The organism is Prochlorococcus sp. MIT 1327 (genome assembly GCF_047304785.1).
Classification (GTDB): Bacteria; Cyanobacteriota; Cyanobacteriia; order PCC-6307; family Cyanobiaceae; genus Prochlorococcus; species Prochlorococcus marinus_D.
Window position 1 is genome coordinate 2,358,911 of the sequence record NZ_CP138972.1, and the last position, 26,261, is coordinate 2,385,171.

The window sequence follows — 26,261 nt, forward strand, 5'->3', positions numbered from 1 at the left end:
CCCCGAGGCACTTCGTGCCCGGACCGACAGGAGCTTTTAATGACCAGCAGCGGCAAAATCAGAATTTATGAGCTGTCCAAGGACCTAGGCCTTGAGAACAAGGACGTGCTCCATGCTGCTGAAAAACTCTCAATTGCGGCCAAGAGCCATAGCAGTTCCATCAGTGACGATGAAGCAAAGCGCATCCGTGGCCTGTTGCGCCAAGGCTCCGCTGCTAATTCAGCTCCACCAAACAAGTCGGAACCTGGAAAGACAATTCTGTCGGTGAAAAAAGCAGCGCCCACTGCCATTAAGGACGTTGCGCCACCAATGCGAAAAGCGACAAGCAGCTCAGAGATCAGCCACGTCAAGCCATCCGCGCCTGCAAACCCCACACCAACAAGCCCTGAACGACCCTCAACGGAATCGGTCGCTCATCCTGCTCCACCGACTCGCCCCGTCAACCCCACTCCAACCCCCACAAGCTCGCCACCTAAAACAGCAGCTCGTCCTGTCAACGCTCCTATCAGTCGTCCAGCAACCCCCAGCCGACCTACCGCTCCTACACCAAAATCAGCAAACAAACCCTCCTCCCCCGTGCCTCCAAGCACGGTGGGCAAAGACCCCCGTGCCGGTCAGACGTCTACTTCGAGTAAAGCAACCACCGTTAGTGGAGGAGGCCCTCGTCCCAAAATCGTCTCTAGGCCACAATCGCCAGCAGCGCCAGGACGCAGCGCACCCCCGGCCAAGCCATCAATCCCATCTGATCGCAAAGCTCCAAAGCCAGAACTGGTGGGACGCCCTAAACCAAAGCGTCCTGTCGTAGCCCCTCCGAGCCGACCAGAGCCAGAGAGACAACGCCCTGACAAAAAACGACCCGGAATTAGTCCACGACCGATCGGCGGACCAAATCAGCGCGCTAACACGCCCCAGCGACCCGGCGCCCCCATAAGGCAAGGCAAAACCAGACCAGGACAGCCTCGTTCTGCCGGCAACACCCTCGAATTAGTGGGCAAGCCCATTCGGCGTGATCGATCCGACGCTGGCTCCGCAGGACGGGATAGCAACAACCGCCCAGGAGCCCCCACCCGCCCAGGCATGCCTGCCGGCATGCGCAAACCGGTGGCCCCTGGAGAGCTGATGCAGCTTCAAAAGCCCACCGGTCGACCTGGCACACCACCGCCACGACGACCGGACGGAACCAGCGTCGGCACCCGCGGAGGATCCGAGGGAGCCACTCCACCAGTGGAACGCACTGCCACACCACCCACAGCACCCAAAAGGCCTGGTCACCGCCCCGCTCAAGCCCCTGCTGCCGGAGCCCCAAGAAGGCCCGGCAGACCGGAGTGGGACGACAGCGCCAAGCTCGAAGCCCTACGCAACAAGTCTCCCCAGAAACAGCGCCAGAAGGTGCACATCATTGGGGAAAATGATGATGCCCTAACCGCAGAAACCAGCGGCTACGCAGGAGAACAACAGGCCGTCGTTCTGACGGCAAGCCTGGCCCGGCCCGCCAAACCAAAATCGCAGAAAAAGCCCGCCTCCAAACCCGTGGCGGCCTTACGCAAGCGCAAAAAAGAGACCACCCGACAAAGGCAACGCCGACGGGCAATGGAGCTGCGTGCAGCCCGCGAAGCGAAGCAAGTCAGGCCAGAAATGCTGATTGTTCCGGAGGCCAACCTCACAGTGCAGGAGCTGGCAGACATGCTCAGCATTGAAAGCTCTGAGATCATCAAATCCCTTTTCTTCAAAGGGATTACCGCCACAGTCACCCAGTCACTAGATCTTCCCACGATCGAAGCAGTGGCCGAGGAGTTCGGGGTGCCTGTCCTCCAGGACGACATCGAGGAGGCAGCCAAAAAGACAACGGAGATGATTGAAGAGACTGATCTAGCCCACCTGATCCGCCGTCCACCTGTGGTGACCGTGATGGGTCATGTCGATCACGGCAAAACCAGCCTGCTGGATGCAATCCGCAAAGCCAGGGTTGCCGCGGTTGAAGCCGGAGGCATCACCCAGCACATCGGCGCCTATCAGGTGGAGATCGATCATGGCGGTCAGCCCCGCAAGATCACATTCCTTGACACACCAGGCCACCAGGCTTTCACTGCCATGCGCGCCCGCGGCACCAAGGTCACGGACATAGCCGTACTAGTGGTTGCTGCTGACGATGGTGTACGCCCTCAAACCCTGGAGGCCATCAGCCACGCACGCGCTGCAAAGGTTCCGATCATTGTGGCGATCAACAAAACGGACAAGGAGGGAGCCTCTCCAGAACGGGTCAAGCAGGAACTTTCTGATCAGAACCTGCTCTCCGAAGAGTGGGGAGGTGATGTGGTGATGGTTCCAGTAAGTGCCATCAAGGGCGAGAACATCGACAAACTTCTCGAGATGATTCTGCTGGTCACCGAAGTTGAGGATTTACAGGCCAACCCTGACCGCCTGGCCAAAGGCACCGTTATCGAGGCTCACCTCGATAAGGCCAAAGGGCCTGTTGCCACATTGCTGATCCAGAACGGCACCCTCAAAACCGGAGATGTACTCGCCGCCGGCCCAGTGCTTGGCAAGGTACGAGCCATGGTCGACGACAGCGGAGCCCGACTCAAACAAGCTGGTCCGTCTGGTGCCGTAGAGGCCCTCGGCTTCAGCGAAGTGCCAACAGCCGGAGATGAATTTGAGGTCTACCCAGATGAGAAGTCAGCAAGAGCCGTTGTGGGAGAACGCGCCTCCGATGCCCGTGCTACCAGGTTGGCCCAACAGATGGCCTCAAGGAGGGTGTCCCTCGCAGCCATTTCTGGCCAAGCAAGCGATGGCGAACTCAAGGAACTCAACCTGATTCTAAAAGCCGACGTTCAAGGCAGTGTGGAAGCCATCTTGGGATCCTTGGAACAATTGCCGAAGGATGAGGTACAGGTTCGCGTGTTGCTCTCCGCGCCGGGTGAAATCACCGAAACTGATGTGGATCTTGCGGCTGCATCCGGGGCTGTGATTGTTGGCTTTAACACATCCATGGCCTCTGGAGCCAAGCGGGCCGCGGATGCCACGGGTGTAGACGTTCGTGATTACGACGTGATCTACAAGCTTTTGGAAGACATCCAGATGGCTATGGAAGGTCTACTAGAGCCAGAACTGGTGGAAGAATCGCTTGGAGAAGCAGAAGTGCGTGCCGTCTTTACCATCGGCAAGAGCGCCGTGGCGGGCTGTTATATCACCGCAGGCAAGCTGCAGCGCAACTGCAGAGTGCGCGTACGGCGTGCCAAACAGGTGGTATTCGAAGGCGATCTCGACTCCCTGCGCCGCAACAAAGACGACGTCAAGGAGGTGGCCACAGGCTTCGAGTGCGGCATCGGCTGTGATCGCTTTGCTAACTGGGAAGAACGCGACATCATTGAAGCTCACAAACTAGTGACCAAGCGACGCACGCTGAGTAGCTCATGAGGTTTCGCCCCACCTACAACTTGTTGTGATTGCCCAACGCGAACCACTGCTCTGGCTTCAGCTCATCGCTATTGGGGCGATCCCGATAGAGTTTCTTTTACTGAGACTGGTTTTAGCCGGGGCAGATCTGGGGCCTGTTCCAGTCTTCGAACGTCTACTCACCTGGGCTGTAGCGGTGTTAACACCAACCCTCGTCCTCTGGAAACGCCCTGCCGACTGGGGCTCACTACTGCTACTGCGGCGCCCACTGAGTCAACGCTCACAGGCCCAGCGTCAGCTCAGTGGTCTTCAGCAGAGCTTGATCCCTCGCTTGAGCCTCTTGGTTGGATCAACAGCCCTACTCGCGATGTTCTGGTGGATCGATCAATCTTCCATTTTGGTGATGGACCTCTCGCCATTACAAGGCAGCTCTCGACTGGTCACACTGCTTACGGCAGCCCCCCTACTTGCTCTCGTTCTTTGGCAGTGGCAACAGCTCACCCAGAGCCTCTGGCTTCTGACGCGCTCCGACCAGGAACTTGCCCAGGCCCCCTCTCTAAACGAAGAACAACTTCAGCATGAACGACTTTGCCTGGGGTTGAGTCTGCTCACCATGCCGGAACTCCTAACAGCACCTTCAAGTCCCGCGACGGCGATCAATCCAAAGCAACCCACCAGTAAGGAGAAGCGCTCCGATCTGAATGGAGACATCGGAGATGGGAACAATGCTTCCGGAGGAGGCACGCAAGCCCATCGTCAACAGACCGATACAGGCGGAAGCGAAGAAAGCGAACCAGAACACCCGCCGGAAACCCCGCCAAGGGCTGAGTGACTCTTGGATCAGTCGTTCTCTTAGCTCAGGATCCAACTTTGAGCCAGGACCAGAAGAATCGCCCAACAGTTCAAAAGCGCAATGCTTGAATGTTAAGTTCCGCTCACTGCCGGTGTAGCTCAGGGGTAGAGCAACTGATTCGTAATCAGTAGGTCGCAGGTTCAATTCCCGTCACCGGCATCACTCTTTGCAATCTTTCTCAGAGACCTTGGAGCAACATGCCTTTTAAAACCCAAAAAGGTATATACGATCCCTATAACCAAAAGCCAACCATGAGCAAAACACTAAAAAAGGCATATTTAGACCTGATTTCTCCTCAAGCAGCCCCGCCAGCTTTTAACGTATCTGAGCCACAATTAGCCAAATCATCGCTTATCTACTAGGCAGAATGCCTTCAAATCTTTCATCTAGCTTAGAAAAGTTTTAAGCAAGTATAGCACTATTCCTAAAGAATTATCCATGACTTTCATCGCCTAACCCTTAGCAAATTGATCACTAAAAAAGAGCGCAAAAGGGTAAGCCTCATATGTTGTTGCACTTAACAATGACCTAAAAAGTCAACTACGAGAAGAAATCTAGAATCATATAAAGAGGTTCAGCAAACACTTTTGCCAAAAGAAACCAAAAACAGCCCCATACGATTTCCGCTCGGCCCAGGCTATCGATCTAAAATGCACCATAAATCAAAGCAGATCAACAAAAGTCTCTATGAAGAATCAACAGACCTTTCAAAAAATCATTGCTGATCAAAGAAAGTAAATTAAATTAAAACCAGATTTCTGAACTGATTAGCAGAGCTATTCAGCCTAGCTCTCGAGCAAAACTTTGCTGAAATGATCCTGTCTCAAAACCATTAAAGCAGTTCCAGTTTGTGTAATCACTGAATCCAACAAGATCGCTGTTGAAGCACCAATGATGGTCGCTACAACAACGGCAATCATTCCTTTACCAAGCTCAGTAGATTGCTTCATCTTTTGCATGGTGTGACTCTAATCGCTGCAAACAATCTCTTCCATATCTGCCGACTAAGCATTGTTCTGAGTCAAACTCGATTGTGAGATTGATCACATATCAGGAGATCAGCCCTGCCGGCGAAAGCAGACATTGGCCTCACAATCCTCCGGAAATACATTGGTCTTGCTGCTCATTAAGCAGACCTGCCCTCCACTAGTAGCCTTTGCATGCCTAAACAAGCCCAGCGAGCAACAGCAAGGAGAGTTCAACTGCCCCAATAGCAATCTCTTGCATTCAGTCATAAATCTTCCGAAATTAGCCTGACAAGGCTAATCACCTGTACTCATCTTGAATACTATTAAAAAGCATCCATTTATATCATCGCATTCTCGCGAACCTAGGCCTACCATAGGTACAAGATATTTCCAAACATCACTAAAAAATGAACCATTCTTTATTGAACATCATGCTACTCAATAATTTCGACAGAATCAACATCCTCAAAGACGAGTGCTGAGCAAATTTTGACAAGCTTAATTTATTATAGCTGTCAATTCAAAGGCAATCATTAATCCTTACTATAGAAGTTAATACAATCCAGTATCCTGCATAAGTGTTACAAGATCTCCTCCAATTACAGCTATAAACATCTGGGACGATAGTCCAACAAACTAGAAGTTCACCTAGGCGAGGTCATTAGAGGCATGGAATCCACTCGCTTGAAGCGAATTCACGATAGTTACAAAAAAGATGCCCAGCTCGATGAAGTGTTTGTCGTCCTGACGATCGGCGCCAGCATGATTGCCACCTTAGGCCTGCAGGCCAACAGTGCTGCGGTGGTGATTGGAGCGATGGTTGTCGCCCCATGGATCGAGCCCCTACGAGCAAGTGCCTTCGCCGTATTAATTGGCGACATAAGACTGTTGATGGATGCCCTCCTAAGCCTCTTCGTAGGAGTGTTCATTACCATCTTGCTCTCCGCCTTGCTGGGAGAAGTCGCGAACCTCCCCAAATTGGGTTCGGAAGTCTGGGACCGCACGAGTCCAAACCTGCTCGATCTAGGCATCGCCTTAGTCGCAGGTGCAATGGCCATATACGCAAAGTTGCGCAGAGACGCCGTGAGTTCCCTCGCAGGCACAGCCATTGCCGTGGCTCTCGTTCCACCGGTCTGTGTGATGGGTCTATTAATTTCTTATCAAAACTGGGCCGATGCCTTTGGGGCCGGATTGCTATTCGCTACCAACCTGCTCGGCATTCTTAGCGGTGGGCTTGTGATGATGGCCTGGAAAGAGCCCTCATTTCTTCAGCGACTACGAGAAAGCAACCTCAGCGCCGCCAAATTTTTAGTGACGTTTGGCTTAACAGCACTACTGCTGATCCCCCTAACCAAACAGTTTGTGAGCCTTGTTGGCGAAAAGGATCGGGAGCAGACGCGCGACCAAATTCAACGCACGATTGAGACCTTTCTGAAGCGAGAGACCCTGACCTTCGGTGGCAAGGAGGCGAAGGCAAAAGTGGCAAGCCTTGAGATCACCTGGGAAAAGAACCCACCAGAGATTCTTCTTGTGGTATTAGTCACCAACCCTGCACAGCCAAGCCTCAAGCAGGTTTCAGCTGTACAGAAAGAAATCAACAAACGCCAAGAGCTGGATTACCAACTCATTGTTCAACGCGTTGTTGTTGTAGAAGGTCCTCCAGAGGAACCCAATCTGATCACAGGGAAAGAAGGGAAACTGATCAAAGATCCCACTCCAGAACTCACCACAAATACCATTAAAGACACAGAAGAACAATTTCCAACACAAGAACTAGGCCAAGATCAGGAGCAAAAAAACATGCAACAAAGAACTCATGAAGCGACAACTCAACCAGCTGAGGCCAAGACTCCCTGAAGACCTAAGACTTTGACTTTGGCTTTAAACCTGATTGGAACATTGTTGTTTTGATTCGTTCAGCAGCTCCCTGAGTTCAATGATCTGAGCTAATACACCAGAACAATCATAAAAAAACCCCCTCTTGAGAGGGGGTTGTGAGGTTCAGCTGCTGCCAAACCTTGTATTGGTGATGATCAGATCAGCCAATCGCAGGAGCAATCAGAGCCACAGGTGTGGACTCAGCAGCTGCCAGGTCGAGAGGGAAGTTATGAGCATTACGCTCGTGCATCACTTCCATACCGAGGTTGCTGCGGTTGAGCACATCAGCCCAGGTTGGTACAACTCTGCCTTGGGCATCGAGAACCGACTGGTTGAAGTTAAAGCCGTTCAAGTTGAAGGCCATGGTGCTGATACCCAGTGAGGTGATCCAGATGCAGATCACAGGCCAGGCAGCCAGGAAGAAGTGCAGACTGCGGCTGTTATTGAAGCTGGCGTACTGGAAGATCAGACGACCAAAATAACCGTGGGCAGCCACGATGTTGTAGGTCTCTTCCTCTTGGCCGAACTTATAGCCGTAGTTCTGAGACTCGGTTTCGGTGGTTTCACGAATCAACGATGAGGTCACCAGTGAACCGTGCATAGCGGAGAACAAACTGCCGCCAAACATGCCTGCCACACCAATCATGTGGAAGGGATGCATGAGGATGTTGTGCTCTGCCTGGAACACCAACATGAAGTTGAAGGTTCCAGAGATGCCTAAAGGCATGCCATCCGAGAAGGAACCCTGACCAACGGGATAGATCAGGAAAACAGCAAAGGCTGCAGACAGCGGTGCGCTGTAGGCCACACAGATCCAAGGGCGCATGCCCAAGCGGTAGGAGAGTTCCCATTGGCGACCCAACCAGCAACAAATGCCGATCAGGAAGTGAAACACAACAAGCTGGTAAGGACCGCCGTTGTAAAGCCACTCATCAACAGAAGCAGCTTCCCAAATGGGATAAAAGTGCAGGCCGATGGCGTTGCTGGAAGGAACAACAGCACCAGAAATGATGTTATTGCCGTAGAGGAAAGAGCCAGCAACAGGCTCACGGATACCGTCGATATCAACCGGCGGTGCCGCAATAAAGGCAATGGTGAAGCAGATGGCAGCTGCCAACAGCGTGGGAACCATCAGGACACCGAACCAACCCACATAAATGCGGTTATTGGTGGAGGTGACCCAATTACAGAAGGATTCCCAGCCACTGAGGCGACCACTGCGAATGGTGGTGGTCATTGAGTTAAGTAAGAAAAAGAGCCCCCGAAGGGACAGCTAAAAACGCAGGCAAAACCTGCCAGCGCTAATTGTAAAGGAACATTGCGCAATCTGTAAATGGATTGCGCTGGAAAAGATGTAGTCCTTGGCATCCACAAGAAAACCCCAGGAAAACTTAAGTTTTTTGGCCATGGATCCCTGCAGCAGCTCTTGGCTCTGATCCGCTGGCAAACATGCAAGGCGTCGCCTTAAAGGGATTGCACCAACTCTCCATGCTGCATCCTCGACGCAACAGGCTTGAGGCTGAAGCTGAGCTCAACAACTGGAGCCAAAGCCTGGCGCAGGCAAGCTGAACCCACTAGTAGTGGTTTACAACTCCTAATTGCATGCCGAGAATTGCGCCTGCTCTTTTTTCGACCCTCATAATGGTGGCTGGACTAATGGCCATCACAGGATGTCGAAAAAATCAGCCCTCATGGACGAAAAGCCAAGCTGAAGCGATCAATCGTCTTGAACTCAGGCTCGATCAGCTCGAGCATCGACTAGGGCAAAAGACCCCCTCCGCTACCGACACCAACAGCAAGACCCCCGCCGGGCCGGTCAAGTCACTCACCTTTCGCATGGAATCAACTGATGGCCGCCTAAGGGTTTACTGGGCCGACGGCAGTGACAGCGACCTCCTTTGCACGAAAGAACAATCGACGCGGATTCAATGGGCATGTGGCTGATTTCAGGCACAACCGATCAAACCTCTAAACCAACACTGATAAACCTTGGATGGGTTTAGGAAACAACATAAAGATGATGAGATGTTTTCCTCCCGCTTAAGGGCTGCTGCCCCTCTTGCAACTGCCGTGATAGTCGTCGGGTCATCTGGCCTATCCCATGCACAGAACAACCTGCCGCTAGCCCAACCAAGAGCCGCAAACCTGGCGCGAATGCGCGCCGAATTGCTCAATGGCGGCCTGGATGTCTATCGAGCCGATCAGTGCATGTATGTCACCGGAGCCGAAGAATGTCTTACCTCAACCACCAATGAAGGATTCCGATTTCAATTCCGAGGGGGGGCTCCAGGTTGGCAACAGCTCATCCCAGCAGAGCCAACCCTTGAAACCGAGGTGATCATCTCTCGTGATGGTGATCGCATCCTCTCCGTGCCCTACAACGGCCCATTGCGTCACCCTCGCCAACCATAAAAACCTTCGGTTTTGAGCAGATCAAGCAACGCGTTCTTGCTATTAGATGGGTTGAGCCTTCGGCAAAGCGATGTCTCTTCGCACAATCTCACTCGTCATAGCCCTTAGTGGAACTGCCTGCTTCGCAGATCTAGCGACACCGACCCACGCCCAAGACCAGCTTCCTTCCTCCCAGATCCGCGCCCTCAATCTGGCCCGTGGCACCGCGGTCAAAGAAAACGGCGGTCTTTCGGCTTACCAACCGGCGCCTTGCATGTTTGCCACGAGCAATGGCGGTCACGATTGCCTGATCAGAAACACCATCAATGGCTACACCTATAGCTTCTTAGGTGGGGCCCCAGGCTGGTCGGAAGATGGCAATGAACCGACCACAGAAACCGTCATTCAAATTGCCCCCGACGGAAGGTCTGTCAATCAGATCATCTACAACGGCCCCCCTCGTTAACAGTCGACTAACTGCTGTAGGGCCCCTTGCCATTGCTCAGGCAGGGGGCAGACCTCTCGACAGGTCAGGCTCATGGCGATCTGCTTTTCAACGTAGGCCGCCTCGTTGATAAAAACGGGGATAGGAGAATCTCGACCTTCAAATCTGAACACCTCTCCATCTGGCCAGAGAAACAAGGGGGCGCCCATCTGCAGAGGCTGCCAATCACGGCCCTGAAGAGATGGATGCACACATGCAGCAGGCTGACCCAAGGCATCACGGGGCAGGTCCAGACTCCCCAGATGAGAGTGCACCACAAACTGATCTGGGTAGGTCGGCGATCCAGATGCAACGCTGCTCAGAGCCTCGAGACAGGCCTGAACAGCAAGTCGTGTCTGTTCAATAATGCAGGCCTTTAACAGGCCCTGGGGAACAGGACCGATTTCAATCACTAAGCCACAGGGCCAGCGCTCCACCAAAAACCCCTGCTGGTCATCATCCCCATCATGCAGATAGATAGGCAAACCCAAGCGAGCCTGAATCAATGCTGCTAAAGCCAGGTCAACCGGCCGTCGGCCATAAACCACAAGAGTGCTTCCCATTGCTGAAGTGGTGCTGTGCAAATCAATAACGATCTGGCAAGGGGTTGATCCCTCTGGGCCAAAAAAACTAAGCAGCTGCTTGGCACGAACAACCTCTCGATCCAAGATGCTGGGGGATCTGAGCAAGTCGAGCCGAAAGCTGCGGTTGAGATCGCAATCCAAATAACGCCGGCCCAACGCAAGAGCATCTGGATTACCGATCACCGGCACCACACCAACACCATGGGTGTTGATCAGCTCAGGGGTCTGTGACCATTGATCGAGAAGCCAGGGAGCGTTGATTTCATTGCCATGAGTACCCGCCACCAGAAGCACCTGAAGGCCAGACATCAAGATTCGATCGCAATCCTCAGCCTGACCGAAAATGGCTGCAAAGGGAACAACCATGTCGATCCCCCCCGCAATCGTTGCCGCAGCCCGCATGGGCTGGCACTGGCAATGGATTCAATTAATGAACGGTCTTGCTCCAGCAGATGCCAAGGGGAATTATCGGCGCCCCCCCAGCCAGCATCAGCAAGCAAGATTGCCCGCAGAGCAAGAGCTGAGCAACAGATCAGCAGACCAATACCCACGCCTGATCATTGGGCGCAGCTGTCCTTGGGCACATCGCACCTGGCTGGTGCTTCAACTGCGCAACCTTCAGAGCAGCCTCACCCTGCACCTGGCACGCGCCGACCACAAGGCCGGCCGTTGGCAATTAGATCCAGCCTGGTTGGGCTGCAATTCTCTACTTGCCCTTTACCAACGCTGTGGCTCCCCACCCAGCCATCGCGCCACTGTTCCGGCCCTGGTCGATCCAGGCACCATGACATCCCAATCACCGCAGCTACTCGGTAACGAAAGTGCCCAACTCGTGGAAGTTTTGAACCTTTGGCCGGCGGCTAAAGATGCTCCCGACCTAGCCCCCTCCCATCTTCAAGGTGAGATCAATGGCTGGCAAAAGCTTCTTCAGCCCGCTGTCAACGATGGTGTCTATCGATGTGGTTTTGCACGCAACCAAGCGGCTTACGACAAGGCCTGTAACGAGCTATTCGACACCCTTACGCAAGTGGACCGCAGCCTCTCCAATAAGGGTCCATGGCTTTGTGGAGACCAACTCACCCTGGCTGACGTGAGGCTGTTCCCGACCTTGATCCGCTGGGAGATGGTCTATGCACCACTGTTTGGCTGCAGTCAACAGCCCCTTTGGGCGTTCCCTCATCTCTGGCATTGGCGCCAAAGGCTTCTGGCCCTCCCAGGTGTAGCCAAAACCTGTGATTCGCACGCCTGGCGTGAGGACTATTTCGGCGCACTCTTTCCCCTACATCCGAGCAATATTGTTCCGGCCGGTCCTGATCTGGCCAAACTGGTAAATGCATCAGCCCCTGATCAGCGATGACCAACAACACACAATCCTTGAATTCAGACATCGCCGCTATGGCAGAGAAGGAGTTTGAGGGTGTTTATGGCCGCTACAGGATCACCAGCACTGACGAATTGGAAGTGCAGCGCTACCGCCTTGCTTTACTGCTCTGCGGTGTGGCCTTCACAGCAGGGCTGGGCCAGTGGCTGATGATTGGGCCAACATGGGCATGGCTATGGCTACTACCGATGTCAAGCGGTCTGGGCTTAGCTCTTAATTGGATTCACATCTACCTCCGCCCGCTACACCAGGCACTGAAGTTGTTATGGGCCTTGGGCTGCCTAGGTGCCGTCGTGATGGCATGGAGTGTCGGTACTGACACGATGCTCTCAACGGTGACCGCAGAACCTGCTTGGATCTGGGCGATCGGCCCTTTATTTGCAGCACTCACTGGGGTTGGATTCAAAGAATTCTTCTGCTTCGGCCGACCAGAGGCAATTGGTCTCACCCTGCTCATCCCAATAGCCCTATTGGGTCATCTCAGCGGGTTAATGAGTGGCTCAATCGTGATGGGATTACTGGGCTCTGCCGCTCTACTGCTGCTGGTATTAGCCCTGCGAAAGTTCGGCATGGACGCCGCTGCTGACGTCGGTGACAAGAGTGTGTTTGCTTACCTGAGCAATCCGCAAGCTAACGAAGCTCTGTGAGCCTGATCAGCCTGATAGAGGCCTCGAAAGACTTCGGCATCAACACCCTGTTTGCCGACCTCACCCTGCACATCAACGAAGGAGAGCGTCTAGGGCTGATAGGACCGAATGGAGCCGGGAAATCGACGCTACTGAAGGTGCTCGCCGGAGAGGAACCCCTAGGAGAGGGTGAAAGGAGGTGCTCAGCGCGATTACGGGTAGAGCTCGTGGGACAGGAGAGCGCTGTAAACCCTGGCCATACGGTGCTGCAAGAAGTCTTGGCTGGGTGCGGTGAAAAGAGAGAGCTGCTGCTGCGTTTCAACGAGCTCAGCAATTCGATGGCCCGCAACCCCAACGATGCAACGCTTTTGGCTGAGTTAGGACAAGTCAGCCAGCGGATGGATGACGCCCAAGCCTGGAGCTTGGAACAGCAATGTCAAGAGGTCCTTCAACGTCTTGGTATCACCGATCTAGAGCGGCCGGTTGAAGAACTCTCTGGTGGGTATCGCAAGCGTGTCGGCCTTGCCTCCGCCTTGGTCGCCAGACCTGACGTTTTGCTGCTCGATGAGCCCACCAACCATCTCGATGCGGCAGCAGTGGAGTGGCTACAAAGTTGGCTCGATCGCTTTCCAGGCGCTTTGGTGCTTGTCACCCACGATCGTTACGTGCTCGATCGGGTGACACGCCGCATGGTGGAAGTAGATCGAGGCAAAGCCCATAACTATGCCGGCAACTACAGCACTTTTCTACAACAAAAGGCCGAGCTTGAAGCTTCAGAAGCCTCCACTGCTCAAAAATTCAAAGGGGTGTTAAGACGAGAGCTGGCCTGGTTGCGACAGGGTCCCAAAGCACGCAGTACCAAGCAGAAGGCACGCCTGCAGCGAATTGCGGAGATGCGCGCAGAACCGTTGCCGCAACTGCGGGGTTCCTTGAAGATGGCGAACGTAAGCAGGCGCATCGGCAAGCTAGTGATTGAGGCGGAAGCCCTGCAAGTCACGGCCAATGGCAAGCCCGATAGTCCTCTACTTCTAGACAACTTCACCTACAGCTTTAGTCCAGAAGACCGCGTTGGCATCATCGGCCCCAATGGCAGTGGCAAATCCACATTGCTTGATTTAATCGCCGGCAGACGCCAACCCAACGGTGGAACACTGCGATTAGGTGAAACAGTGCACCTGGGATATCTCGACCAGCACACCGAGGACATCACCAAAGGCAAAGGCCTAGATCGCAAAGTGATCGATTTCGTCGAAGAAGCTGCCTCTCAAATCATTCTGGGAGAAGAACAAATTACGGCCTCTCAACTCCTGGAACGCTTCCTATTTCCACCGGCTCAGCAGCACAGCCCCCTGGGGAAGCTCTCTGGGGGAGAACGACGCCGACTCACACTCTGCCGGATGCTGATCCAAGCACCGAATGTGCTGCTTCTTGATGAACCCACCAACGACCTAGATGTCCAGACACTAAGCGTGCTGGAAGATTTCCTTGAGGATTTCCGAGGCTGCGTTGTCGTGGTCTCTCATGACCGCTATTTCCTCGATCGCACAGTTGATCGTCTTTTCAACTTTGAGAATGGACAATTAAAACGTTTTGAGGGAAATTACAGCGCCTTCCTTGAACAACAACGAAGACAAGAGCGAGGTCTCAACGAAGCAAATGAGCCCAAATCGATCAGACTTTTGAAGGATTCTGGCCCAGCCAGAATATCCCCAAGATCCTCTCAAGAGGCAGAAAGCTCTTCATCCCAAGCCACAGAAAACAGCAAGCCAAGACGTCGAAGCTTCAAAGAATCACGTGAACTAGAAGCTCTAAACATTGACATCCCACTGCTTGAAGCCAAGCGGTCTAACCTTGAAGCTGCTTTGTCCGGTGGCGACGAAGACTTAACTCTGCTTAGTCAACAATTGGCCGAGCTGATCGAAACATTGCACAGAGCAGAGGAGCGCTGGCTGGAGCTCAGCGAACTGACCATATAAGACTGTGCCGACGTCGATATTTACAGAGCAGTTCTGCATTATCTTATGTCCTTGCGAATAAGACTGAATTAGTCGGAGTATCACAACACTGACAACTGGTGGCCGTCTATGGATCAGAGGGAGACATCTCTAAGGCACTGATCCAGAAGACAAGTTTGACCCGTAATCCCTCAACCTCAGCCAAATTCATGGCAGTTGGGCGGCAATCATCTACAGAACAATGCTGGGCCATCTGGTCCCCCATCCGTCTCAGATATAGATCTTGCGACCAATCCACACGGTTGTGATTGGAAGCCTCGCAGGCTTCACAATGGCCCCAAAGCGTTGACTGACAAAGCCAGAAGAAACGCATTGCTTCCACTCCAATACATCCGCGAAGCTGAGGCCACTGCGCTATTGCCTCTTTGCAGAGAGCTCGCAAAACGTTTCTGGACCGTTCATCCAGAACATCCTTTCCTGCTGATCGATGAAATGGCGATCCTGCCGGTCTCTGATCCGTACCATGCCATCAGCCTCAATCGGCCTAATCAACTGGGAGGCAATGATGAAAAACCTTGGCAATGGTGTTGTAACGGAAACCAAGTCAGGCCTCCCCCCATGGCGCAACCGACCAAAGTGCTTATCTTGTGATAGTGGACAGAGCCCGGCGCAGGCCAAGACCCTATGAACACCATCGACGAGCACATTCAGAAGGATCAATCAGAGATCCAAGACGCCAAAGCCCAAGGCAACGACGCCAAGGTGCGCCATCTCACCGACGAAATCCATTCCCTTGAGGAATACAAGGATCACCACCCAGAAGATAAACACGACCCCAATGCCCTGGAATTGTTCTGCGATGCCAATCCAGATGAGCCCGAGTGTCGCGTCTACGACGACTGAGCTTATCCCCAAAAGAAAACTTGACTCAGAATGATCTCAAGCGGGCTTATGCCCGCTTTATTTGCTATTGAACTGAGCGAAGATCAACATTTTGATCCAGTTCAAACATCCTCATTGAAGTCGGACGGACTACCGGTGAGAGAGCAGACGACCGCTTCCTCATTACTCATTTCTCGAACTTCAGCAATGGGACGTCCCATCCGCCGCAGAGCCTCAATCTCCTGATGGGTCTGGCAGCGAGCAATCTCCTTGCCCTGCTGATCAAAGCAGCTGTAAAAGGTCATGTCATCAATGGTTTCACTCCAGTTATCGCCAATGACACGCGAACAGACAAGTCTGGATGTGGTCTAGCAGACCTGAAAACCTCAGACGCCAAGTTCCTTCCATACCTGCGCCAACAGCCCCTCAAGGCCTAGACCCATGGCCGCAGAAATCAAAATCAAGCTTCGACCACTCGCTGCCTGAAGGGCATCAACCAGCTGATCTTGATGCTGTTCATCCAATAACTCCTGTTTATTGAGCACCAACAGCCGTGGCCTTTCAACCAAGTCATGGCCATAAGCAACCAGCTCCTTTTCAACCACCAGCAAGTCTTCAACTGGATCTTCTGCGCCACCATCCAACACATGAATCAACAGCCTGGTGCGTTCGATGTGGCGAAGGAAATCATGCCCTAAGCCTGCTCCTTGTGCTGCACCGGCAATCAGACCAGGGATATCAGCGAAAACTGTGCCATCTCCGCTGGGTCGACGCACCACACCGAGATTGGGCACCAATGTGGTGAAGGGATAATCAGCAATCTTGGGCCGGGCTGCGGAAAGCACAGAAATCAAAGTGCTCTTGCCTGCATTCGGCAAACCAATGATCCCCACCTCTGCTAATAACTTGAGTTCCAATTGAAGGAACCATTCCTCCCCATCGCGCCCTTCCGTGAATTTTTCAGGAGCACGGTTGCGATTACTCAGGTAATGGGCATTACCAAGCCCTCCACGCCCGCCATAAGCCACCACAAGTAGATCTTCAGATCGAGTGAGGTCACCAAGAAGGATGCCCGTGGAGAGATGACGCACTTCAGTGCCACATGGCACCTTGATGATCAAGTCTTTGCCTGAAGCGCCGGTACAGCGATTCGGACCACCCCGCCGACCATCAGGCGCTGGGAAAAGTCTCTTGTACTTAAAATCGAGCAGGGTCTGAAGGTTGCCATCCGCTTCCAGAACGACGTTGCCGCCATCACCGCCATCCCCACCAGAGGGACCGCCAGCCGGCACATACTTCTCCCGCCTAAAAGCCATGATCCCATCGCCGCCGCGCCCGGCTCTAACGGTGATACGTGCCTGATCTATGAACTGCATCCTATTCCAGTAATAGCAATGGATTTAAGGGGAGTGAATTCAGAAAGAATGAATCGGGGATGGCATAACGAGAAGCATTGGCAATAAAAATTAGGCAGTTATCCCATGGTAATTAGTGGCGAGACAAGCATTAACTATTGGCGAAAAGAAATATGCATAAGTGCTTACATCTAACATCCCGGCGAACAGATGAGCGAGTGAGCGTGAATAGTGTTTGTCAACAAAGCAGGCTACCAAAGCCCTCTCGCATTAATAACAGCTCTAGCTTCAATAACTGAAGAGGTAGAATAAAAGAAATAACAGACATAACCAGAGTTATAGCAATTGATACGAGCCATCTTCTTAAGATAAAGAGATAAAGATGCAAGCATTTACGATGGCCTGAATTATTTCAACCCAGCAGCTGAAAACGGGAACCCATACTCCAAGGGACGATGCAATCGTTTTTAGAAAATCATAGCTATACGAACTAAAACGTAAACGCACCTAATGACTAACCCCAAAGAAAACAACGAAGAAATCAATGAGGAGCTATCGGACGATGAATTGAAGGGTGCAACTGGAGGCTTTGGGGATTGGTGCACACTTCGCTTCAATCAGGGTGTTCAAGCTGTTGAAGGGTATGGATTCTATAAGTGCTGAGATACCACTCCCTTAGGTCCTATATATCTAGATGAACCTTCCTTGTTCATAGTCTATTTAGCAAAACATAATTACCAAGTCAACAATCTCGCTATAGCCAAGCAAAGAAGAAGCCCTGCTTTAGGCTGAATAGCTGATCAAAATGACGGCCCTGGGCAACCCTTGCTACCACAATATCTCTTTTTTGATACTTTATAGCCTGCATCGAGAGACTAAAATTGCAATATATGTTCCGATTGAAGTCACTATGGAAAAGCTCAACCTAATGGCAAAATATAAGGATAATATATATATAACAAGAATCCTTTTAGGGATTAGTGCTTTGCTTTCGCTAAGATTTCTTGGGGTGATCGTTGAGTCAAGCTAAGTATCACCAATTTCAAAAGATCAACTCAAGGCATTCATCTCCCAGGCACAAGTAGATAGCTCACTACAGGATCAACTCAAAGCAGAAGGTGCTGATGTTGTATCGATTGCAAAGGCTGCTGGGTTCTTAATCACCACAGAAGATCTAAATGCACATCGCCAAAACCTGTCTGATGAGGAGCTGGAAGGTGTGGCTGGGGGAGGCGGCCCTTCTTTGAGTGCCTCCTCTCTCCGGGGAAGCTCTAGGGATTTTGATCCATGAATGAGTTGGTCAGGACTCATTCATGATTCATGGATGAATCAGGAATGTCATCACATCTTAGCTTAATTCTCAAGATTCACTGGTATGACTTGCGTTAAGGCGAAAAGATCCTCTATTCCTTTATCCGTGCCTGATCTATGAACTGCTCTGTAGGCGCCCAGCTTGACCAAGCTCCAACCCTAGGATCAGCTTGATCGGGGAACTGTGAGTGGCCGGCGTTCGCTTCAAGGCTCTCAACAAGAGCTACCCAGGCAGGCGGAATGAACCCTCTGTTGAGGTCATTCGTCAACTGAATCTACAAATCAACGATGGTGAATTCCTTGTGCTTGTTGGCCCCTCCGGCTGTGGCAAAAGCACACTACTAAGGCTGCTCGCGGGCCTCGAAGCCCCTACAAGCGGCGAGATCTACGTAGGCAAACAACCTGTCTCGCAGCTACGACCTGCCCAAAGGGATGTGGCGATGGTGTTCCAGAGCTACGCGCTTTATCCCCACTTAAGTGTGCGAGACAACCTGGTCTTCGGCCTACGGCGCAGCCAGCAGCGATCTCTAGGCCAACTCCTGCAAGACCAACTCCATCGCACGACCCGCAACTTTCCTCCACTTCTACAGGTTTCATCTATCCGAGAGCAGCGAATCGAGGCCCGCACAAGCGAAGTTGCTGAAGCCCTGGAGCTTCAACCACTGCTCAATCGCCAACCCAAAGAACTCTCTGGCGGTCAAAAACAACGAGTTGCTCTCGGCCGGGCAATGGCGAGAGAGCCGTCTGTATTCCTGATGGACGAACCACTCAGCAACTTGGACGCAAAACTGCGCAATAGCACGCGCACTCAAATCGTTGACCTCCAGCGTCAACTTGGCACCACCACCATCTACGTCACCCACGACCAAGTCGAGGCGATGACGATGGGTCATCGGATTGCGGTACTCAATCAAGGGCAGCTACAGCAATTGGGCACGCCAATCGAGCTCTATCAATGGCCATCAAACCTTTTTGTTGCGCAGTTCATCGGCAGTCCGCCCATGAACGTACTGCCAGTATTTGTTGGCCCAGCCAATACGCTCCTACTAGGTGATCGTCGCCTAGCGGTTGAAGGACCAATGGCCGAAGCGCTGCTGCATTTGGAAGAGGGGCAACAGCTCAGCGCTGGTCTTCGACCGGAGCATTTGCGCGTAGCTCCTTCCACCAATCGCAATCTCGCGGCAATCGTGAGTCATTTAGAAGTCTTAGGCAATGAACAACTGATCACCTGCAAACTTGTTGACGGGAACCATCTCGTTCAAGTGAGAGCCTCGCCCGAGCTCTCGCTCAGCGCTGGAAGCAACCTGCATCTAGAGCCAGATCCTCGAGGCTGGCGACTGTTTGGTGCCGACGGGGAAGCCATCGCAATGACAGCTCAAGACAACACTGAACAAGACCCAAACGACCGCAAACTCCACTTGCCCATTCTGGGCTAATGCAGCCAAATCACACTGCAACCGGCTCCACCATCACCCTGATCGGCATCGTTGACGCGTTCCACATAAGGAACGGTCTCAAGCCACTGGCGTAGCCCTCGCTTGAGTTTGCCGCTGCCGATGCCATGAATGACCCATATCGGACCAGTGCTACTGCGCAAGTGCTCCTCAACGGCAACCTCGGCTTCATGCACCCGCAGTCCGCGAACATCCACGGTGTTGCGGGTCGTGCGTACCTCCGCGCCACGGCCCAGCCCTGAACGGACCTTCACCTTCACCACCAACTCTGGAGGACTTGGCTTCAGGCCATCAAGGCTTTCCACCCCTGACAGCTCCACAGTGCTGCGCATGACTCCACAACGCACCGTGAGTTGTTTGCCATCTTCAGAGATAGCAATCACTTCTGCCGCCTTGCCAAGGGCCAACAGCCGAATGCGCTCTCCCACCTCAGGACGCCAGCCCATGTGCTGTTTGCGTTGAGGCTGAATCCGATGGTCAGCCTGAATGCGACGCAAGCGCTGACCTGCACGTCGTGCGGACTCACCATCGGCACGACCCTCGCGCAACCGGCGAATCAACTGACGGACTTCCTTCTGCCCCTCTCGAATGGAGCTCTCCAGCTTCTGGCGACCTTGTTCCTGCAAAGCGGCAGACTGCTTGCGCTGCTTCTGCCAGCGACTGAGAAGTTCCTCATGCAGCAATTCCGTACGTGCCAGCAGAGCCGCGGCATCTTCAGCAGCTGCCTGTTGAAGGCTGCGTTGCTCTTCAAGACCACGGATCACCTCATTCACCTCTCCATCACCACAAGGTCCCAGCAGCTCTTGGGCCTGAGCAATCACTGCGCCGTCTAGGCCAAGCCGCATCGCGATGCTGAGGGCATTACTGCGACCAGGGATTCCCCATTGCAGTCGATAGGTGGGCAACATCGTCTCGCCATCAAAGGCCACAGAAGCGTTTTCAAAGCGAGAATCGCCATATTTGAGGGCCTTGAGTTTGCCAAAATGAGTTGTCGCGATGGTCAGGCGAGCCCGGTCGGCAAGCGTGCGCAGCAGGGCTGTGGCCAGGGCCGTCCCTTCACTGGGATCAGTACCCGCCCCGACCTCATCAAGAAGCACCAAAGCTGGGCCAGGCCCCTCGTTCAAGGCTTCAAGAATGCAGCCAATGCGCTTCACATGGCCACTAAAGGTGGAGAGATTCTGTTGTAGTGACTGTTCATCACCGATATCAGCAAGCACCTGAGCACACCAAGGCATTGATGGACTCCCTGTGCAAGGCAACAAGAGACCCGCCCGAGCCATCAGCAAGGCCAGGCCAACACTCTTAAGCGTGACAGTCTTTCCACCGGTGTTGGGTCCTGTAATCGCGACCACTTTCAGGGTGGAGGAGACCTCAACGCTGATCGGCACCACAGCTTCCCCATGGTCACGGCGATGCTGCCAAACCAGCAAGGGATGTCGCAGCTCCTGAAGGATAAAAGGAGCTGCAGCCTCGGCATGCAACGTAGGGGGGACCCCACCAAGCCATTGACCATAACGGCCACGAGCCAGAGCCAAGTCGAGTTGAAGCAGAACCTCTGCCAGGCGCCCGATCGATACGCTGGCCTCAGCCACCGCCGCACTCAACTCCGCCAAGACGAGCTGCTGCTGCTCTCGGATACGACCATCCAATTCAGCAAGACGATTACTCAGGGTGATCACAACCTGAGGCTCAACAAAGACTGTGCTGCCAGATGCTGAGCTGTCGTGGACCAGGCCGGGGAGTTGAGACACTGCGGCGGCTTTCACCGCTAGCACTGGCCGGCCATGGCGATCTGCGATCACAGTGTCCTGCAGCATGGCCGCATGACGCCTGATCACCTCCTGTAGGCAATCGCGACGTTCCTGACGCAAACCTTGCCACTGTCGTCGCAAGCCAGCGAGCTTGGAGCTGACGCGATCAGCCACCCGACCACCCTCTTCCAATGCAAATTTGAGTCGCCGTTCCAGCTCGGGCATCGTTGCGACATCCAGCAACAGTGCCGAGATCGTGGGACGAAGCTCTGGATCATTAATCTGGCGGCGCAAGCGGCGCGCTGCTGCAAGGGTGTCGGCAACAGCTAAAAGCTCTTCCCCAGAAGCCACACCACCTTTTGTACAGCGAGCCAGGATATGGCCAAGGTCATGAACACCCTGAAAGCTGAGGCCTCCATCAATCAGACCATCCAAAGCAGCGATCTCAAGAGTTTCTGCCAAGCGCAAACGGCTAGCAGACAAATCGGCAGGCAGCGACAAAGTCTGGCAATGACGCCGGCCCTGCAAGGTGCTGGCAAATCCAGCGAGGTGTTCACATAAGCGTGGCCATTCAAGCTGCTTGAGTGTGTCCTGAAAGGCAAGCGAAGCAGTCGAGACCTCAGAGCTCATGACTACAGCGCTCACTTCAACGCTGTTGCGCCCCACTGAACTTGAAAGCAGCCAATCATCCCTGCCGTAACCAAGCGGCTGCATCACAAGCGTGGTAGGTGAGGATCAAATCGGCACCAGCTCGCTTGAAACTCAACAAGGTTTCTAGAACCACCGCCCGCTCATCAAGCCAACCCCTTTCCGCAGCAGCCTTCACCATCGAATACTCGCCACTCACGTTGTAAGCAGCGATGGGTAACTCCGATTCTTCGCTTAAACGATGAATGATGTCGAGATAGGCCAGGCCAGGCTTCACCATGAGAATGTCTGCACCTTCCTGCTCATCGAGTTGAGCCTCAGTAATGGCCTCACGAGCATTGGCTGGATCCATTTGATACGTGCTCTTGTCTTTAGGGATTGGCTTGCCACCAGCCACGCGCGGGGCTGAATCAAGCGCCTCGCGAAACGGGCCGTAGTACGCCGAAGAGTATTTCGCTGTATAGCTGATGATCCCCACATGCTCAAAACCCTCGTCGTCAAGAGCTTCACGGATGGCGCCGACGCGGCCATCCATCATGTCGCTGGGTCCAATCAGGTCAGCACCAGCACGAGCCTGAACCACCGCCTGACGACAGAGTTGTTCAATCGTCTCGTCGTTAAGCACCACACCCTCGGCGCTCACGATGCCGTCATGACCATCACAGGAATAGGGATCCAAAGCCACATCGGTCATCACTGTCATGTCCGGCAGCTCATGCTTGAGCTGCGTGATGGCCCGCGGAATCAACCCATGCTCATTGAAACATTCCGCCCCATCTTCAGTTTTGAGGCCCTCAGCAACTTTCGGGAAAAGCACCACACAACGAATGCCCAGCCCCCAGGCCCGTTGAACTTCTGCCATTAAGCGATCGAGGCTCCAGCGATTGGTTCCTGGCATGGCACCGATCGGCTCAACACCAGCTCCCTCATGGACAAACAAGGGATAGATAAAGTCAGCAGCAGTGAGGCTGTGCTCCCGCACCATGGAACGCAGGGCAGGGGTACGACGCAGCCGACGAGGGCGATAAGTGAGATCCATCAAAACCGCATAACAATCTCGTGAGCGTAAGTCTCGCCTCAGAGTGGAGCCATCTGAAGCCACGCCTGACGGGGGTCAGTACTGCGAGACTGCTGCAACCGTTTCAACAACTCCAGCTCATCGGCAGACCATTCAGACGGTAACTTCAGTTTGAGGGTCAAGAGCAAATCACCACGCCCCCCAGGCGAAGGCCAACCTTTGCCTTTAAGCCGCAGACTGCGGCCTGGCGAGGTTCCTGCAGGAATGGTCACCTGAGCTTCCCCATCAGGAGTCATCACAGTCGCCGTACCCCCTAGTGCAAACTCATCGAGAGCAACGGGCAAATCGGCCCTCAGCTGATCACCATCCAACCGCCATAAGGGATGGTTTTGTACATCAATATTGAGGAAAAGATCACCCCGCCGGCCAGTACCAGGTTGAAGATTGCCCTTTCCCTTGAGGCGTAAGCGCGAACCAGGTTTAATGCCCTGCGGAATGCGCACCTGCACTCGTTCTTCATTAACAGAAAGGGTGCGTTCGGTACCGCGAAACGCTTCAGCAAAACTCACCTTCAAGGTGGCTTCGGCATCAAGATTCACCGGAGCACGAGAGTTCCCTCTCGGGAAGCCTGCGCCACCAGGGAAACCAGCGCCAAAACCAGCAGCAGCTTGAGGCCCACCAAAACGGCCCAAAAGGTCATTAATGAAGTCGTCAAAATTCCCATAACGACCAAAGTCAACTTCAAAACCAGCGCCGGCAGGACCTCCGCCACCCATGCCACTGGCCTGATTCCAATAGCGGCCAAACTGCTCATATTTACTGCGTTTATCCGGATCGGAAAGCACCTCATATGCCTCACTCACCTCCTTGAACTTCGCCTCAGCAGTAGAATCACCGGGATTCACATCAGGGTGGTACTGGCGCGCCAGCTTGCGGAATGCTCGCTTGATGTCATCGCTATCGGCGTTGCGCTCAACTCCGAGAACCTTGAAATAATCCCGGTAGCCGCTGCCGGCCATGGCGTTGATTTGGCCCGAGGCCCTACATCTGTTCAGTGTCCCAGTTTCGCCGTAACCCTGCGCCTTGCTCCATGGAGGGAAGCCCGAACGATTTGAGAGTGCTTAAGTTTGCCAAACCCCACTCTTCAGCTCCCATGGTTCGGCCACAAATCCTCAAAGGCAACCATGGCCTGAAGCTATGGCTGTCCCTACTCACAGCAATGGGGCTGAGTCTCTCACTGCAAGCTGCCAAAACCCGAGCAGGCGGTGGCGCTGCCACCCTAGGGGAACCTCTCAAAACATCAACCAGAGAACAACTGACCTTGGTTCGTCATCTCAACACCATCGGAGCCGTGTTCTACGGCTCCTGGAGCTGTCCAGCTTGTTTCTTCCAAAAAAACCTGTTCGGCCAGCAGGCGAGCACGATGCTTAACTATGTGGAATGTGGCAAACCGAAACAGCTGCCTGAACAATCAGCAGCCTGCGTAAAAGCCGAGATTCAGGCCTATCCCACCTGGCTCCTTGAAGACGGCCAGCGACGTGAAGGGGTGCAATCGATCGAGGAGTTAGCAATCTGGACCAAGATGCCTCCCAACCCTTAATAATGAACAGATCCTTGACACAAACGAACAAAGGAATAGCCTGAAAAAATCTCAATTAAGCGAGCCCCAATCAAGCTTAAGCGTAATATTGGAAGTCAATCGCAAATCATGAAACAACTTCACTTTAATTCCAGAGAATTATCTGCAAACAATTACCTGCATAAGCCTAGAGAGCTGTGGCGACGCAACAACGAGAACTCCACAAAAGAGCAAGTCAACATCACTAAAGCAATCGCCTTTTCCCGAAGAAGAGGCAACACTAGCGCACATGAACTATTTTTTAGTCACATGCTTAAATCTACCAACCAAGAGATAAGTGATTCAATGGCCACACCATCAGGTGATACTTGACCAAACAATTCAGCCATTTATTATTGCCAGCAAAAGTTTAATGGGCAAAAGAGAAGCCCTTGAACAGATCTTGACAGAAGCTAAACTATAAACGCAAAACATCAACTCAAGGCAAATACAACAACACTTTTAAACCATTCATGAGAAGACTCATTAAGTTCATCACTTGCTTCACTGACGAACACTTATCTGTTGAGATATCAACTTGCCTTGACTCAGTTTCAAGGAATTTATCTTACAGCAAAGTTCTCTGCAACTGCTAACAAAATTCAAGTTGAAAGAATAAGGTAAACTCAGCAAGCTGTTAACACTTCCTCGATCAGGTCTCATCAACCCAATAAATTTGCTAAATCTTTGTATGGCAGTGCAGTTCAAGACTCAGGGATCAATCCATTCAAGCCGCCTCAAGCATTCTCACGAATACAGAAGTCGTGCAAAGAATGATCCTGCTGGATGCACAACCATTTCGCTCTCAGTCGAAAGATAAGGCTCAACAATAAACATCATCCCCAAAAACAGCCAATCACAAACCCAAACCATTCAATCTCCCAATCATCAGATTCATGAACAGCGTATCCTTAATCTCCGTAACGCCCAAGGCAGAAGAAATCATTGCTTACTGTGCGAGAGTCTCAAATCCTAAAAATCAAGACAATCCTGATAGCGAAAGGCTTATCCGCTATCTGATTAAACATCGTCACTGGAGTCCCTTCGAGATGGCCCATATAGTGATGGAAATAGGAACGACCCGAGCAGTAGCAGCGCAAATCCTCAGGCATCGAAGCTTCTCTTTTCAAGAATTTAGTCAGCGCTATGCTGATGTCTCAACAATGGCCTTTGCTAAGCCGCCTTCACTACGCAGGCAAGACATAAAAAACAGGCAGAGCAGCATCGACGATCTTGATCAAGAGACAGTATCAAAACTTAGTTCAAAAGCGAACTTATTGTTTGAACAAAGTCGCGACCTATACCAAGAGATGCTTGCAGCTGGTGTCGCGAAAGAATGCGCAAGAGAAGTTCTCCCACTAGCAACTCCCACGAAAATCTATATGGCAGGGAGCGTTAGATCTTGGCTTCATTATATCGATCTGCGCTCCGCACATGGCACCCAAAAAGAACACCAAGACGTTGCTATCAAGTGCCGAGAAATACTCACAAAAGAGATGCCTTGCGTATGCAATGCAATGTGGCCTTGAAAAGAAAATATTAAAGCCAGGATTGATATTACCAGAATTGCCAGGGTTCAAATTTAATCTTTAGCTAGCATGTAAATCAATTGAATTAATCGCCTTAAAGATGACTGCTAATTCATCTTACTCTACACAAAAACTCATTCTTCAAGCTCTAAAGTCAATTTCCTGATCGAACAAATCAT

At 52.7% G+C, this 26,261-nt stretch carries 25 protein-coding genes, 1 tRNA gene and 1 pseudogene; 17 read left to right on the forward strand and 10 right to left on the reverse strand.

The genetic code is table 11. The features are described from left to right. Positions 1–39: 39 nt before the first annotated feature. Together infB and SIB80_RS11905 are read left to right on the forward strand one after the other, a co-directional pair. Positions 40–3,417, forward strand: a complete 3,378-nt coding sequence (infB, locus tag SIB80_RS11900) for a translation initiation factor IF-2 (RefSeq protein WP_063419583.1) — start codon at positions 40–42, stop codon at positions 3,415–3,417. 25 nt (positions 3,418–3,442) lie between these two features. Next, a pseudogene (locus SIB80_RS11905) lies at positions 3,443–4,000 on the forward strand (low-complexity tail membrane protein); the annotation flags it as partial. 33 nt (positions 4,001–4,033) lie between these two features. On the opposite strand, the gene SIB80_RS11910 reads toward SIB80_RS11905, so the two are convergent. Next, entirely contained in the window at positions 4,034–4,198 is a 165-nt protein-coding gene (locus tag SIB80_RS11910) for a photosystem II assembly family protein (RefSeq protein ID WP_370520980.1), read from the reverse strand. Between the two features lie 138 nt (positions 4,199–4,336). On the opposite strand from SIB80_RS11910, the gene SIB80_RS11915 reads away from it, so the two are divergent. Further along, positions 4,337–4,408 (forward strand) — tRNA-Thr (locus SIB80_RS11915). Between the two features lie 626 nt (positions 4,409–5,034). Here SIB80_RS11915 and SIB80_RS11920 read toward each other — a convergent pair. Beyond that, the gene (locus SIB80_RS11920; RefSeq protein WP_169190009.1) at positions 5,035–5,199 is read right to left on the reverse strand and encodes a hypothetical protein; all 165 of its coding nucleotides are present in this window, start codon (positions 5,197–5,199) and stop codon (positions 5,035–5,037) included. Positions 5,200–5,886: 687 nt separating this feature from the next. Here SIB80_RS11920 and SIB80_RS11925 point away from each other — a divergent pair. Next, on the forward strand, positions 5,887–7,074 hold the full coding sequence (locus SIB80_RS11925; RefSeq protein WP_063419585.1) for a DUF389 domain-containing protein: 1,188 nt from the start codon (positions 5,887–5,889) through the stop codon (positions 7,072–7,074). A gap of 181 nt (positions 7,075–7,255) precedes the next feature. On the opposite strand, the gene psbA is transcribed toward SIB80_RS11925, so the two are convergent. Continuing rightward, positions 7,256–8,332 carry a photosystem II q(b) protein gene (gene psbA, locus SIB80_RS11930; protein ID WP_011129798.1) on the reverse strand — a complete coding sequence of 359 codons (1,077 nt, stop codon included), beginning with the start codon at positions 8,330–8,332 and terminating at the stop codon, positions 7,256–7,258. Between the two features lie 365 nt (positions 8,333–8,697). On the opposite strand from psbA, the gene SIB80_RS11935 reads away from it, so the two are divergent. From SIB80_RS11935 to SIB80_RS11945, 3 genes are all read left to right on the forward strand, one after another. After that, the gene (locus SIB80_RS11935; protein ID WP_063419493.1) at positions 8,698–9,039 is read left to right on the forward strand and encodes a hypothetical protein; all 342 of its coding nucleotides are present in this window, start codon (positions 8,698–8,700) and stop codon (positions 9,037–9,039) included. Positions 9,040–9,120: 81 nt separating this feature from the next. After that, entirely contained in the window at positions 9,121–9,507 is a 387-nt protein-coding gene (locus tag SIB80_RS11940) for a hypothetical protein (protein WP_063419492.1), read from the forward strand. 70 nt (positions 9,508–9,577) lie between these two features. Then, positions 9,578–9,952: a hypothetical protein gene (locus SIB80_RS11945; RefSeq protein WP_063419491.1), complete on the forward strand. Its 375-nt coding sequence runs from the start codon at positions 9,578–9,580 to the stop codon at positions 9,950–9,952. Here SIB80_RS11945 and SIB80_RS11950 read toward each other — a convergent pair. Further along, positions 9,949–10,863 (reverse strand): aspartoacylase, encoded by a 915-nt coding sequence (locus SIB80_RS11950; RefSeq protein WP_063419497.1) that lies wholly within the window; start codon positions 10,861–10,863, stop codon positions 9,949–9,951. The two genes, SIB80_RS11945 and SIB80_RS11950, sit on opposite strands and share 4 nt — an antisense overlap. Positions 10,864–10,918: 55 nt before the next feature. Between SIB80_RS11950 and SIB80_RS11955 the strand changes: the two genes are divergently transcribed. Genes SIB80_RS11955 through SIB80_RS11965 form a run of 3 tightly spaced genes read left to right on the forward strand, consistent with a single transcriptional unit; the run spans position 10,919 to position 14,537 of the window. Next, positions 10,919–11,911 carry a glutathione S-transferase C-terminal domain-containing protein gene (locus SIB80_RS11955; protein WP_063419490.1) on the forward strand — a complete coding sequence of 331 codons (993 nt, stop codon included), beginning with the start codon at positions 10,919–10,921 and terminating at the stop codon, positions 11,909–11,911. Continuing rightward, a complete protein-coding gene (locus SIB80_RS11960; protein ID WP_063419489.1) occupies positions 11,908–12,582 on the forward strand; it encodes a DUF2301 domain-containing membrane protein in 675 nt (224 codons plus the stop codon). The genes SIB80_RS11955 and SIB80_RS11960 overlap by 4 nt, the downstream gene beginning before the upstream one ends. Then, positions 12,579–14,537 carry an ATP-binding cassette domain-containing protein gene (locus SIB80_RS11965; protein WP_063419488.1) on the forward strand — a complete coding sequence of 653 codons (1,959 nt, stop codon included), beginning with the start codon at positions 12,579–12,581 and terminating at the stop codon, positions 14,535–14,537. Before SIB80_RS11960 ends, SIB80_RS11965 begins: the two co-directional genes overlap by 4 nt. Positions 14,538–14,643: 106 nt before the next feature. Here the strand turns inward: SIB80_RS11965 and SIB80_RS11970 are convergent, their stop codons facing one another. Further along, positions 14,644–14,889 carry a hypothetical protein gene (locus tag SIB80_RS11970; RefSeq protein WP_063419487.1) on the reverse strand — a complete coding sequence of 82 codons (246 nt, stop codon included), beginning with the start codon at positions 14,887–14,889 and terminating at the stop codon, positions 14,644–14,646. Here SIB80_RS11970 and SIB80_RS11975 point away from each other — a divergent pair. After that, entirely contained in the window at positions 14,889–15,167 is a 279-nt protein-coding gene (locus SIB80_RS11975; protein ID WP_063419486.1) for a hypothetical protein, read from the forward strand. The genes SIB80_RS11970 and SIB80_RS11975 overlap by 1 nt on opposite strands. A 33-nt stretch (positions 15,168–15,200) precedes the next feature. After that, on the forward strand, positions 15,201–15,419 hold the full coding sequence (locus SIB80_RS11980) for a CP12 domain-containing protein (RefSeq protein WP_011825073.1): 219 nt from the start codon (positions 15,201–15,203) through the stop codon (positions 15,417–15,419). Positions 15,420–15,520: 101 nt separating this feature from the next. On the opposite strand, the gene SIB80_RS11985 is transcribed toward SIB80_RS11980, so the two are convergent. Both SIB80_RS11985 and cgtA read right to left on the reverse strand, forming a co-directional pair. Next, a complete protein-coding gene (locus SIB80_RS11985) occupies positions 15,521–15,703 on the reverse strand; it encodes a hypothetical protein (RefSeq protein ID WP_011825072.1) in 183 nt (60 codons plus the stop codon). An 81-nt stretch (positions 15,704–15,784) separates the two neighbouring features. Next, positions 15,785–16,774 (reverse strand): Obg family GTPase CgtA, encoded by a 990-nt coding sequence (gene cgtA / locus SIB80_RS11990; RefSeq protein ID WP_063414386.1) that lies wholly within the window; start codon positions 16,772–16,774, stop codon positions 15,785–15,787. A gap of 489 nt (positions 16,775–17,263) precedes the next feature. On the opposite strand from cgtA, the gene SIB80_RS11995 reads away from it, so the two are divergent. The 3 genes from SIB80_RS11995 to SIB80_RS12005 all read left to right on the forward strand — a co-directional run bounded on the left by SIB80_RS11995 (position 17,264) and on the right by SIB80_RS12005 (position 19,500). Beyond that, entirely contained in the window at positions 17,264–17,416 is a 153-nt protein-coding gene (locus SIB80_RS11995) for a hypothetical protein (RefSeq protein ID WP_169189788.1), read from the forward strand. Between the two features lie 376 nt (positions 17,417–17,792). Beyond that, complete coding sequence (locus SIB80_RS12000) at positions 17,793–18,044, forward strand: Nif11-like leader peptide family natural product precursor (protein WP_074160134.1); 252 nt, start codon at positions 17,793–17,795, stop codon at positions 18,042–18,044. Between the two features lie 208 nt (positions 18,045–18,252). After that, the gene (locus tag SIB80_RS12005; protein WP_063419483.1) at positions 18,253–19,500 is read left to right on the forward strand and encodes an ABC transporter ATP-binding protein; all 1,248 of its coding nucleotides are present in this window, start codon (positions 18,253–18,255) and stop codon (positions 19,498–19,500) included. Here SIB80_RS12005 and SIB80_RS12010 read toward each other — a convergent pair. The 3 genes from SIB80_RS12010 to SIB80_RS12020 are packed head-to-tail and all read right to left on the reverse strand — an operon-like array spanning position 19,497 to position 23,954. Continuing rightward, entirely contained in the window at positions 19,497–21,899 is a 2,403-nt protein-coding gene (locus tag SIB80_RS12010; RefSeq protein WP_063419496.1) for an endonuclease MutS2, read from the reverse strand. The two genes, SIB80_RS12005 and SIB80_RS12010, sit on opposite strands and share 4 nt — an antisense overlap. Positions 21,900–21,954: 55 nt before the next feature. Next, positions 21,955–22,956: a porphobilinogen synthase gene (gene hemB, locus SIB80_RS12015; protein ID WP_063419495.1), complete on the reverse strand. Its 1,002-nt coding sequence runs from the start codon at positions 22,954–22,956 to the stop codon at positions 21,955–21,957. A gap of 38 nt (positions 22,957–22,994) precedes the next feature. Continuing rightward, positions 22,995–23,954 carry a DnaJ C-terminal domain-containing protein gene (locus tag SIB80_RS12020; RefSeq protein WP_063419482.1) on the reverse strand — a complete coding sequence of 320 codons (960 nt, stop codon included), beginning with the start codon at positions 23,952–23,954 and terminating at the stop codon, positions 22,995–22,997. Positions 23,955–24,088: 134 nt separating this feature from the next. Here SIB80_RS12020 and SIB80_RS12025 point away from each other — a divergent pair, with 134 nt between their 5' ends. Continuing rightward, positions 24,089–24,535 carry a hypothetical protein gene (locus SIB80_RS12025; RefSeq protein ID WP_236065999.1) on the forward strand — a complete coding sequence of 149 codons (447 nt, stop codon included), beginning with the start codon at positions 24,089–24,091 and terminating at the stop codon, positions 24,533–24,535. 914 nt (positions 24,536–25,449) lie between these two features. Continuing rightward, the gene (gene thyX / locus SIB80_RS12030) at positions 25,450–26,082 is read left to right on the forward strand and encodes an FAD-dependent thymidylate synthase (RefSeq protein WP_063419480.1); all 633 of its coding nucleotides are present in this window, start codon (positions 25,450–25,452) and stop codon (positions 26,080–26,082) included. Positions 26,083–26,261: the final 179 nt, after the last annotated feature.